The sequence below is a fragment of the Rhizobium sp. PL01 genome, from assembly GCF_033447125.1.
Taxonomy (GTDB): domain Bacteria; phylum Pseudomonadota; class Alphaproteobacteria; order Rhizobiales; family Rhizobiaceae; genus Pararhizobium.
Map to the genome: position 1 here is coordinate 306,832 of NZ_JAWQUM010000005.1, position 11,462 is coordinate 318,293.

Here is an 11,462-nt window from a genome sequence, read left to right on the forward strand (position 1 = left end):
ATTTGTCCCAGGAAACATAGCGAACTCCAGTCTTACAAATAGTTTTGCCAAGCAGCATACCAGAGCAAAAAAACGGGAACGAAACGAATGGTAGACGCTAACGTCAATTTTAATGATTTTCATAACAGCTTTTCCGAGCAGATTGCTTGGGTAGACAACATGCTGCTTAATGAACCCCTCTACATTTCCAAAGAGTTTGCCACAGACTATGCGGCCGCCGCCGCGATTTACCAAATTGATGAAGGGGAAATAACCTTCGACTGCCACTGTGTGGATTGCGGGAGAAGTAGTGTGTTTCGCCGCGCTGGCAGTGGAAGGACTTTCATTGAATACATTTCACACGATCCAATGAGAGCAGCCCTCGGCGGTCAATCAAACCAGATACCTAAAGTAGTTAATCGCCACGCTCTCCTAATGCCCGTCATGATCTGCCAGCGCAACAACGAGCATTGTTTGATTTTTCATATCAGCGCAGACCACGGTAAATTCCAGAAGATTGGACAGCTACCGTCCCTTGAAGACGTTGCAGGAGCCGATATCGAACGTTTTAGAAAGCTTCTGGGTAAAACGTACTTCCCCGAACTGCGGCGGGCGGGTGGGCTGGCTAGTCACGGGATTGGGATTGGGGCTTTCGTCTACCTTCGAAGGGTTTTCGAAAAACTAATATGGGATCATTATGATGAATTCAAAACCAACAGTGGGAAGATTGACGGTTTCGAGACTTTCCGTATGGACGAGAAGATTGCCGCTCTTGCCGCTCTCCTTCCAAAAACGCTTGTTGCGAACAAGGGTATTTACTCCATCCTTTCAAAAGGCATCCACGAATTGTCCGAGGCAGAATGCAAAGCCTATTTCCCTACCGTCCGCGCCGGCATTATAGCGATCTTGGAACAAGATCTCGCAGATTTCGAAAAGGCTGAAACAGAAAAGCGATTGTCAGCCGAGATCGCGAAAATAGTGGGCAACCTCAAAAAATAGCTGATCGTGATTATATTCCCGTCACGCAGTTTTAACTGCGCCAATTTGCCCCCAAAATGGAATTCCCCGCTCTGACAGTGATCCCTGAAAGCCGGTCAATCGGCCGAATTGGCGTGTCCGGATAACGCTTGAGCAGGCGCGTTGTGATGTTCCTACGTCCGACGCTGGTGATCTGCCCATAGACGGCTTGTTCATATCCGTGCGCGGTATCGACCGATAGAAAGTCACGGACGGGTGCGCCATATTTGGTGGTGTTTTGCCTCCCCATGTCAGTCGAAGCTGCCGTTGCGGAAGGGTTCGGATCTTCTGCTGTCGACCTGTGTCATCCGGCGTTTCGTTGAGATGATGATCGATGTTTACAATTATGATTTAAATACAAACGGTTGCATTGTTTCTTGCCCCGGGGATTTGTCACTCGCAAAGGGTAAATGCAGTCGGATTTGACCCTAAGCGCATGCCTAAGCACTGCTTGAATTACGCCTGCCTCATTCATGCCGCATTCATGTTCGGAGCGCTCTAAAGTCAGCAGCCACTTGGGCCTTATGGAGTAGAAAATGCAGAGAATGAAAATCGCCGTTGCTGCCGCAGCGGTGTTGTTGACGGCCAATGTCTCTTTTGCGGAAGATCTCGTCTTCACGCTGAAGAATGGCACGAAATCGGTGCTCAACAATTTCCACGCTTCGCCTGTTGGCGTTGACAAGTGGGAAGACGATATCTTTGGCAGTCAGGCGCTGGCCCCAGGTGAGAGCATGGAGATCACCATCGGCGACGGCCGGGCCGTGTGCAAGTACGACATGCGTTTCGAATTCCAGGGCGATAACCTTGACGTCACGACCGACACGCAGGATCTCTGCGAGTTGGGCGAATACACGATCGAAGAATAAGCATTCTGAAGCTTCCATCGGCCCCGTCACTGCGTTCAGCGGTGGCGGGGTTTTCATTTCGTGTCGTGCTGCAAGCAGCAAGGTGCCGGTGAACGGCAACCGAGATCCCCGAAGGTATTGGCCAACAGCATGGGAAATACTGAAATCACGTTTAATCCTTCAGCGTTGAGCGCGTGAGGCCATCGGCCGGATGTCGGTATTGGCTGTCACCAATTGGTGGCTCCTTGCTGAAGCCAATCAATCCCAATCGGATTGCACGCACACTCCTCTTACGACGCGCAACCTCATTCGGTGATGGCGCAGCGTACTTTTCCCTACCCAACCAGCGATTTTGGTCCCTTCGGCGGTAGAGATGGAGCTTTTCATGGCGTAGGCCACTTCCACCATCGTCATCGCATTTTCGCGCGAGAGTTTCTCGATTCTGTGGGATTTTGGTGACTGGTGATGAGCATGTTGGGGGTGCATCGGCCGGGTGGCCGGGGTTGCCTTCGAAATGTCCTAATAACAGGTAAACAGTTGAGTGTCTGTCATCTGCAACCGATCCCCGCCTTGGCTTGTCCTATTTTCATGATCTCCGCTGGGATCGCTGCAACATTCGATGACTGTTGTGAATCTATCGACTGAATGGCCGCGTGCGATGTGCGGCCCCGGTTTGAGAAGGAAAAATGATGAAGAGAACCCTCGCTTTGGCGCTTTCCACCGCGACTTTGGCTCTGATGGGCGGACTGGCCGCTCAGGCTGCCGATCTGGCAAGCGGCGCACCGGCTCCGAGCTATCAAGAGAGCGATGTGCGTGGTGGCGTGAAGATCGGTTACCTCGAATGCGAGGTCGGCGGTGGCGCCGGTTACGTTCTGGGCTCGGCCAAGGAAATCGATTGCACCTTCCATTCTTCCGTCGGGAAAGAACGCACGGACCACTATACCGGCGCTGTCAGGAAGATGGGCGTCGATCTGGGCTTCACGACGCGCAGCAAGCTCGTCTGGGCAGTCCTGGCGCCGACAGCCGGCTACCATCAGGGTTCGCTCAGTGGTCTCTATCAGGGCGCAAGCGTTGAAGCCACGGTTGGCGCGGGTGTTGGTGCCAACATCCTCGTTGGCGGAACCTCAGGCTCCATCCACCTCCAGACGATCAGCGTGACGGGCCAGCTCGGCCTCAACCTGGCCGCCGGCGGCACGTCGGTAACGCTGACAGCCGTCAACTAAGTCGATTCAGTCTTCCCCCTTTCTGCACTTCGAAGGGGGAAGACTGAAATCTGGCTTTCGTAAACACCTCGCGTCAGTTCAATCCGCCAGTTCGGGATTGTCGGTGCGGAGACTTTTGGGCCGCAGCAAGCGGATTGCTTTGCCTGCAGGGCTGCTCTGGAGCTGCAGCGTGCGCGTAAAGAAGCGATTTCCGGATGCCACCCTGCCGATATTCACGACAGCCGCGTCTCCCAATTCCTGTTCCATGAAGGTCAGGACCTGCTGGTAGGCATCGCGGTCCAGTGTGTCGAGGGCCTCGTCAATGATGATCCAGTTCGGTTTGTGCAGTCCCAGCCGCGCAATGGCCAGAAGCCTGATCTCGACTTCGTTGAGCTTCAGTCTAGTCCGCATGTCCTGATCGAAGCTGTTTTGCAGCTTGCTCAGACCCACCCTGGATAACACCGACACCATGTCGGCTTTCTTGAAGCGGCCTGGATTTTCGGGGTAACTGAGGACTTCTTCCAGTGTTCCGGGTGGAAAGTAGGGCGTGCGCGGCACAAAGGCGATGTTCTCGCCGTTGGGTAGGGCAATGCGTCCATGTCCCCAGGGCCAAAGGCCAGCCAGAGACCGGAAGAACGGCGCTTTTTCCACATCGGATTCGCTGGTCACGAGCACACGGTCGCCGGGCCGGATTTCAACGTGCTGATCGGCAAGCTTGATGCAGCCGGATGGCAGGGCAATTTCCAGACGGTCTATGGTCAGGCGGTCGCCGTCAGCCTTGGCAAACTCGATGCGCTTGTCGTTTTCATGCCGCTCGTCGGTCATCAGGATTGCGGACCGGAAGGCGGCGACACGCAGCAATGTCGCCCGCCAGTCGGCAATGCTGTCGATATTATCGACGAACCAGCGCAGCGATGCATTCACCTGATTGAACGCGCCAACGGCCATCATCAGGCCGCCGAAACTGAGATCACCATTGAAATAGACCGGGGCGGCGATGACGATGGGCGCGACGACGGTTAGCCAGCCATATCCTGATGTGACCCATGTCAGCCGCGTCAGCGCCATCATCAGCTTGTTGCTGATTTCCAGAACCGAAGCGAGATCGCGCTGGAGACGGCGTTTTTCATTTCCTTCGCCGGAAGACAGCGAAACCGCTTCAATATGTTCGTTGACCCGCATCAGCGAGAAACGCAGGGCAGCCTCTCTTGCATAGTGGTCGCCGTTGATTTTGACGAGGGGGCGGCCGACGAACCAGCTCAGCGCCGCCGCTATTCCGGCATAGAGGAAGGCCGCCCAGACCATGTAGCCGGGAATGTTGAGATCATAGCCGCCGACATGAAAGATGAAGCCGGCCGAGAGCGACCACAGGACGCCGACAAAACTGGCGAGCAGAATACCCGACTGGAACAGGCCGATGGTGAGGCCTGCCGTCAAATCAGCAAGATGGCGGGCATCTTCGTGCACGCGCTGGTCAGGATTGATACCGATGGAACCGGCATTGGCCAGGCGAAAGGCCCGCGCGGGCTTCATCCACTCACCGATGAGATCGAGCGTCAGGCCTTCTCTGAGCTTGATCCGGATCCACTGGCTGAGCCAGGTTTGCAGCACATTGAGGACCAGCAGTGTACCGGCAATCTGTCCGAAGGTGATGAACTGCATCAGGAACGCGGAGAGGTCGCGCCGCTCGAGCGTATCATAGAAGGGCTTGTACCACCGGTTCAGCATGATCTGCCCGAACGCAGTCGCCAATATGACGGTGATGATCCCGACTGCGAGCCATATAATGGCCTTGCGGACAGGCGAGGCAACAAAGGCCCGCTGCATCATGCGGAGCTGGTCGAAGAATGGCTGCTCGTCGTCTGTCTCTACAGGCTGGTTGGTCTTACCGTTCATTTCATGCTGCATTGGCGCGAATCTCTTCACCACGGTCTTCACCTCCGAAGTATAGCGCGTCCGAAGCGCTCCCCCTAAGAAAGATTAGCAAGGGAGCATGGAGCGAGGCAGTCCACCTCCATCCTTTAACGGTCGGCGCAGCAAAACGGGGGAGTATGGCTTGTTCATATTTCCGTGAGTTTGCTATGGACGAAGGCTTTGGCCGTGGAGATTGCGACTTCAAGGTCGTCGCCGAATGCAAGAGACGCGGCAATCGCGCTGGCCAGCATGCATCCCGTGCCGCGCATGGAAACATCCAGGCGAGGGGATACGAAGGATTGTTCGGCATCGCCCGCTTGAACGAGAATATCGATGGCATCGGCGCCGCTGCCATGGCCACCTTTGACCAGAACCGCCTTTGCGCCAGCATCTATCAGGGACCGCGCCTGATCGACCGGCGAGCCAAGTATGTCAGTCAAAAGCGACAGTTCCGGCAGGTTGGGCGTCACAAGAGTACAGGCGCAAAACAGGCGCCGCAGCGCGCCTATCGCATCCGGCGTCAAAAGAGTGCGGCCGGATGTGGACGCAAGCACCGGATCGAGCACCACCGGAATTTCAGGATGTTCCGACAGCACGCCCGCAACAGCCTCGATTGTGGCAGCAGTCGCCAGCATGCCGATCTTGATGGCGGCGATCGGATTGGCAGACAGAGCAGCACGCATCTGTTCCGCGACCCGTTCCGGCGAGACGGGATCGACATGCTGGACACCTTGATGGGTCTGTACGGTCACAGCGGTGATCGCGACCGATGCCTTCACCCCGAAAGCGGCCAGCGTCTCGATATCGCGGACGATGCCCGCTCCGCCAGAGGAATCGGAGCCTGCAACGACCAGTACATGCGGTATGGTTTTCATCGCCATCGCATCACCGGAATACTGCCGTTCGCTCGATCCATTCCCGGACGCGCGCTTCCGGATCGGCATTCAGGGTAATGTCGGTGACGACGGCGGCGCTGTCGGCACCATGGGCAAAGACGCTGTCGATGCGATCGACATTGAGCCCGCCGATCGCCACCAGCGGCAGGGAGCCGATCCGGTCTTTCCAGACGCGCAGCTTATCCAGACCCTGCGGTGCCCATTTCATCGTCTTCAGGATCGTCGGCCAGACCGGGCCCAGCGCCACGTAATCCGGCGCTGCCTTGAGCGCCGTTTCCAACTCTGCCTCGTCATGGGTGGAAAGTCCGAGCTTGAGCCCGGCGGCGCGGATGGTGGCAATATCGGCGGTGGCCAGATCTTCCTGGCCGAGATGGACGAAATCACATCCTTCGTCGATCGCCAGGCGCCAGTAGTCGTTGATGATGAGCTGGCAGTGATGCGTTGCGCAGACCGTCTTCGCGCGGCGAATGGCAGTCCGTAGTTCAACGTCAGAGCAGTCCTTCATCCGCAGTTGCACAAGCTTCACGCCGAGCGGCACAAGCCGTTCGATCCACTCAGTGCTATCGACGATCAGGTAGAAAGGATCGAGCTTCATGAAAACACCGCCTTGCCGATAACCGGCGTTGAGGGAACCGCCATGTCGCGCGGTTCCAGCATGCCTGCATGGAATGCGGTATGGCCCGCTTCGATTGCGCCGGTGAAGGCAGCGGCCATGGCAACGGGATCGGCCGCACCTGAGACAGCAGTGTTCAGCAGAACAGCATCGAAGCCGAGCTCCATCACTGTCGCGGCATGGGACGGACGGCCGATGCCGGCATCGACGATCAGCGGAACATCCGGAAAATTCGCCCGCATACTGCGTAGCGCCGGCAGGTTGACCGGCCCCATGGCCGAGCCGATCGGCGCGCACCAGGGCATCAACACCTGGCAACCGGCCTCCAGCAGACGTTCCGCTACGACCAGATCATCTGTGGTATAGGGGAAGACCTTGAACCCTTCGCCGCTCAGAATGCGTGCCGCCTCGACCAGCGCGAAGACGTCAGGCTGCAGAGTGTCGTGGTTGCCGATCACCTCGAGCTTGATCCAGTCCGTGGCAAACACGTCGCGGGCCATTTTTGCCGTCAGGACCGCTTCCGAGACCGTGTGGCAGCCGGCTGTATTCGGCAGCACCCGAACCCCCAGATCGCGGATCAGCTCGAAGAAGGCACCGCCGGTCCGGCTTCCCGCCGTTTCCCGGCGCAGCGAGACGGTGACGATATCGGTTTTCGAGGCGCGAACCGCCTCGGCGAGCACCGCGGGCGAGGGATAGCGGGCGGTGCCGAGCAGCAGACGGGATTGAACTTCGACATCATAAAGTTTCAGCATCTCAGCCCCCCTGCATGGGCGACAGGATCTCGATCCGGTCGCGGTCGCCCAGCGGAAAGCCGGTGCGGTCTTCGCGATGTACCAGCTCACCATTGACTGCTGTCGCCAGCCACTCGCCTTCGTAATCGAGAGCGGACAACAGGTCGGCGAGTGTCGTGGCCGCGACCTGCTGTTCCTCGCCGTTGATGATGAACGTCATGATGCCCTCCTTTCCGGTTGTCTCTGTTCTCCAAGGAGAAGCCGCGCCACCTCTCCAGCCATCGCCGGCGCCAGCAGGTAGCCATGCCGGTAAAGGCCATTCACATGGAGGGTGCGTCCCTCCTGGGTAACGCGCGGCAGGTTGTCGGGATAGGCGGGGCGCACGCCTGCACCGGTTTCGGTCAGTCGCGCCTCTCCAAAGGCGGGGTGGAGCGCGTACGCGGCATTCAGCAGTTCCATCAGCGAGCGGGCGGTGATGGGGTCGGCATCATCGCTTTCGATCATGGTCGCGCCAACCATGAAGCGGTTCTTTCCGCGCGGCACGATGTAGATCGGGTGGCGCGGATGCAGCAGGCGAATGGGGCGGGAAAGGCTGATCTCGCCGGTTTCGAGCAGCAGCATCTCGCCACGCACGCCGCGAAGATTGGGCAGGGACCCGATCCGTGCTGACCCGGTGCAATCGACAACGCGGTCGTAGCGGTCTTCCGCTGATGCGCTGTCGGTGCCGAACAGGAATTGCATCCGTGCTTCTTCTAGCCCCCCGGTCAGCGCGGACAGTGCCTCGCGCGGATCAAGATGGGCCTCCTGCCGGAAGAACAAGGCCTTTCGGAAGCGGCCGGCGAGGTCCGGTTCCAGTGCTGCAATGGCTTCTTCGTCCAGCCATTCCCAGCCGGTGGTGCGGCTGGCAAAGCGGTCGAGTTCACCAGTGTCGCGGCTGCCTGCCACGACCAGCGTGCCATAGCGCTGCACATGACCGGGCAGAGCAGCCTCCCACCAGTCGGCAGCCATCCGGCCGAGTGTCAGGACGGATTCATCCGCGCTTTCGCGCTCGCACCATGGGGCCAGCATGCCGCCGGCAAAGCCCGAGGCGCCGGTCCCGATCCTTTCTGCTCGCTCCGCGATGGTGACATCGAACCCGTGGCGATAGAGTTGCCAGGCGACCGTAAGGCCGGCAACGCCGGCCCCTTTGACGAGGATACGCATGATCACTCTCCGGCTGGCGGAATAGTTCCGTCCGGGCCAAGCGGCATGTAAAGCGCGCCACCCGCCTGGAACTTTGCAGCCATCGCCTCCAGCCCTTCCTTCTGAGCCTCGGCGCGGATGTCGTGCGATATCCGCATGGAGCAGAATTTCGGCCCGCACATCGAGCAGAAATGCGCCACCTTGTGGGCCTCCTTCGGCAGGGTTTCATCATGGAAGGAGCGCGCCGTTTCCGGATCGAGCGACAGGTTGAACTGGTCTTCCCAACGGAACTCGAAACGGGCCCGCGACAGCGCATCGTCACGCAACTGGGCGGCCGGATGCCCCTTGGCAAGATCGGCGGCGTGGGCGGCGATCTTGTAGGTGATGACCCCAACCTTGACGTCGTTGCGGTCGGGCAGGCCGAGATGCTCCTTCGGCGTGACATAGCAAAGCATCGCCGTGCCGAACCAGCCGATCATTGCAGCACCGATACCCGAGGTAATGTGGTCGTAGCCGGGGGCGATATCGGTGGTGAGCGGTCCAAGCGTGTAGAAGGGCGCCTCGCCGCAGACTTCCAGCTGCTTATCCATGTTTTCCTTGATCTTGTGCATAGGCACGTGGCCGGGGCCTTCGATCATCACCTGGCAATCCTTTGCCCAGGCGATCTGGGTGAGCTCGCCGAGCGTTTCCAGTTCGGCAAATTGCGCGGCGTCGTTGGCATCGGCAATCGAGCCGGGGCGCAGGCCGTCGCCGAGCGAGAAGGTCACGTCATAGGCGCGGGCAATGTCGCAGATCTCGTCAAAATGCTCGTAGAGGAAGCTCTCCTTGTGGTGATGGAGACACCACTTGGCCATGATCGAGCCGCCGCGCGAAACGATGCCGGTGACGCGGTTGACGGTGAGCGGGATATAGGCGAGCCGGACGCCGGCATGGATGGTGAAATAATCGACGCCCTGTTCGGCCTGCTCGATCAGCGTGTCGCGATAGACCTCCCAGTTCAGATCCTCGGCAATGCCATTGACCTTTTCCAGCGCTTGGTAGAGCGGCACGGTGCCGATCGGAACCGGCGAATTGCGGATGATCCACTCCCGGATATTGTGGATGTTGCGGCCGGTCGACAGGTCCATGACGGTGTCGCCACCCCAGCGCGTCGCCCAGACCATCTTCTCGACTTCCTCGGCCATCGACGAAGTGACAGCGGAATTGCCGATATTGGCGTTGATCTTCACCAGAAAATTCCGGCCGATGATCATCGGTTCGGATTCCGGATGGTTGATATTGGCCGGGATGACGGCCCGTCCGCGGGCAATCTCCTGGCGGACGAATTCCGGTGTCACATGATCGGGAATGCTGGCACCGAAATTCTCGCCGTCGCGCACCAGCGCACCCTTCGGCGGCTTGCGGCCGAGGTTTTCGCGGATGGCGATATATTCCATCTCCGGCGTGATGATACCGGCGCGAGCATAGGCGATCTGGGTGATGGCCTTGCCGTCCTTGGCGCGCAAAGGCTGGTTGCGGATCGGGAATTCCGGCGTCAGCCGCTCGCCGGTGGCAAAGCCGTTGTCTTCCGGTTTGACGTGGCGGCCGTCATAGACCTCGACATCCCCGCGGGCGGTGGCCCAGGCCTGGCGCTGCCGGGACAATCCGGAGTCGATCGAGACGAGATGAGCCGGATCAGTATAGGGGCCTGAGGGGTCGTAGACGGTAACGGGCGGTTCGCCTGAGGTCGGATGCACGGAAATTTCGCGCATCGGCACGCGGATATCCGGATAGAGTTCGCCCGGAATATGCACCTTGCGGGAGGCCGGCAGAGGGCCGGTGGTAACGGTGGGGGTAAGATTTTTTGCGGCAACAGTCATGGTTGAGGCTCCAAAGGTTGGAGACCCAGTCATCAGAGCCGGAATGATGAAAAGACGCTGACGGGAATCCGCACGCGGAATCCCAGTCGTGGCAGCGCTTGCACCGTCCCTACGCCAGTATGAACTGGATCAGGTTCAACGGGTCACTGCGCTGCTTGAGGGTGGCAAAGCCACCGATCATGCCAGCAGAATCTCAGCCCCTTGTCGGGACCCCCCTGGTGAATGCGCTATTCTAGGCACAGTTTTGGACGGAGCGTCAAGGGCCGTTCAGCGCGGTTTCATCCATCCTCCCCTCGCTGGCCGCTTGAAGGCTGTGAAGATATCCAATGATTACAATCGCGCTCTCGACAGAGTCTTTCCGGCAAATTATCTATAAAAAATGACCTCAGCGAGCGAAGACACGATTGCCAGCCGTATCAGCCGCATCCTTGCCGACAGGATCGTGACCGGACAACTGGACCCGGGCACGAAACTGCGCCAGGACCACATCGCCGAGGAATTCGGGACCAGTCATGTGCCGGTGCGCGAGGCTTTTCGCCGCCTTGAAGCCCAGGGGCTTGCGGTGAGCGAACCGCGCCGCGGCGTGCGGGTCGCGTCCTTTGATCTGAAGGAAGTGCGCGAAGTGGCGCAGATGCGGGCAGCACTTGAAGTCCTGGCCCTTCGCCACGCGGCGCCGCACCTGACGCCCGCCATCCTCGATCAGGCCGAGGAGGCTACGGTCGCGGGCGATAATTCCCGCGATGTCCGCTCATGGGAAGAGGCCAATCGCCGTTTTCACACGCTGATTCTCACGCCATGCGGCATGCCTCGCCTGCTCGCCGCGATCGGCGATCTGCATGCAGTCAGCGCCCGTTTCCTGTTCGCCAGCTGGCGGTCCGAGTGGGAAGTGCGCACCGATCACGATCACCGCGCCATCCTGACATTTCTGCGTCAGGGCAATATCGAGAATGCCGCTCCGGTTCTCGAGCGCCACGTGCAATGGATCGGCCAAAAGCCCGTCCGTAATGCCTCCGGCGCGACGCGCGATGCATTCGCCATCGTCGGCTGATAACGATTTTTCACATCCATTTTTCTTGATTTTGATGGCTCCCGGTACGCGTCGCGGTGCCGTGAAAGCGCGCATCGCGTGAATTTGTACGCCTTACACCAAAAGGGTGGTTGCGGTTTTGAAGGCTTCGATAAATTATAGATAATTATTACTTTTAATCTATCGAATGGACGCGC

General features: G+C 58.8%; 11 protein-coding genes and 1 riboswitch. Of the genes, 4 read left to right on the plus strand and 7 right to left on the minus strand.

Translation table 11 applies throughout. The features are described from left to right. The first annotated feature begins 87 nt into the window (after positions 1-87). From R6X40_RS14670 to R6X40_RS14680, 3 genes are all read left to right on the plus strand, one after another. On the plus strand, positions 88-978 hold the full coding sequence (locus tag R6X40_RS14670; protein ID WP_318414526.1) for a hypothetical protein: 891 nt from the start codon (positions 88-90) through the stop codon (positions 976-978). A gap of 563 nt (positions 979-1,541) precedes the next feature. Next, positions 1,542-1,862, plus strand: coding sequence for a hypothetical protein (locus tag R6X40_RS14675; RefSeq protein ID WP_412178389.1), 321 nt, complete (start codon positions 1,542-1,544; stop codon positions 1,860-1,862). A 668-nt stretch (positions 1,863-2,530) separates the two neighbouring features. Then, on the plus strand, positions 2,531-3,064 hold the full coding sequence (locus R6X40_RS14680) for a DUF992 domain-containing protein (RefSeq protein ID WP_318414655.1): 534 nt from the start codon (positions 2,531-2,533) through the stop codon (positions 3,062-3,064). A gap of 78 nt (positions 3,065-3,142) precedes the next feature. Here the strand turns inward: R6X40_RS14680 and R6X40_RS14685 are convergent, their stop codons facing one another. The 7 genes from R6X40_RS14685 to thiC form a co-directional block, all read right to left on the minus strand. Next, complete coding sequence (locus R6X40_RS14685) at positions 3,143-4,972, minus strand: ABC transporter ATP-binding protein/permease (protein WP_318414528.1); 1,830 nt, start codon at positions 4,970-4,972, stop codon at positions 3,143-3,145. A gap of 131 nt (positions 4,973-5,103) precedes the next feature. Beyond that, positions 5,104-5,838 (minus strand): hydroxymethylpyrimidine/phosphomethylpyrimidine kinase, encoded by a 735-nt coding sequence (locus R6X40_RS14690; RefSeq protein WP_318414529.1) that lies wholly within the window; start codon positions 5,836-5,838, stop codon positions 5,104-5,106. 4 nt (positions 5,839-5,842) lie between these two features. Continuing rightward, positions 5,843-6,448: a thiamine phosphate synthase gene (locus R6X40_RS14695; RefSeq protein WP_318414530.1), complete on the minus strand. Its 606-nt coding sequence runs from the start codon at positions 6,446-6,448 to the stop codon at positions 5,843-5,845. Further along, positions 6,445-7,218 carry a thiazole synthase gene (locus R6X40_RS14700; protein WP_318414531.1) on the minus strand — a complete coding sequence of 258 codons (774 nt, stop codon included), beginning with the start codon at positions 7,216-7,218 and terminating at the stop codon, positions 6,445-6,447. Before R6X40_RS14700 ends, R6X40_RS14695 begins: the two co-directional genes overlap by 4 nt. Position 7,219: 1 nt before the next feature. Then, entirely contained in the window at positions 7,220-7,417 is a 198-nt protein-coding gene (gene thiS, locus R6X40_RS14705; protein ID WP_318414532.1) for a sulfur carrier protein ThiS, read from the minus strand. Further along, entirely contained in the window at positions 7,414-8,400 is a 987-nt protein-coding gene (gene thiO, locus R6X40_RS14710) for a glycine oxidase ThiO (protein ID WP_318414533.1), read from the minus strand. The genes thiS and thiO overlap by 4 nt, the downstream gene beginning before the upstream one ends. Before the next feature lie 2 nt (positions 8,401-8,402). Further along, a complete protein-coding gene (gene thiC, locus R6X40_RS14715) occupies positions 8,403-10,238 on the minus strand; it encodes a phosphomethylpyrimidine synthase ThiC (protein ID WP_318414534.1) in 1,836 nt (611 codons plus the stop codon). Positions 10,239-10,326: 88 nt separating this feature from the next. Then, positions 10,327-10,465: riboswitch (TPP riboswitch) on the minus strand. Between the two features lie 152 nt (positions 10,466-10,617). Between thiC and R6X40_RS14720 the strand changes: the two genes are divergently transcribed. Continuing rightward, positions 10,618-11,286: a GntR family transcriptional regulator gene (locus tag R6X40_RS14720; RefSeq protein ID WP_318414535.1), complete on the plus strand. Its 669-nt coding sequence runs from the start codon at positions 10,618-10,620 to the stop codon at positions 11,284-11,286. Positions 11,287-11,462 lie beyond the last annotated feature (176 nt).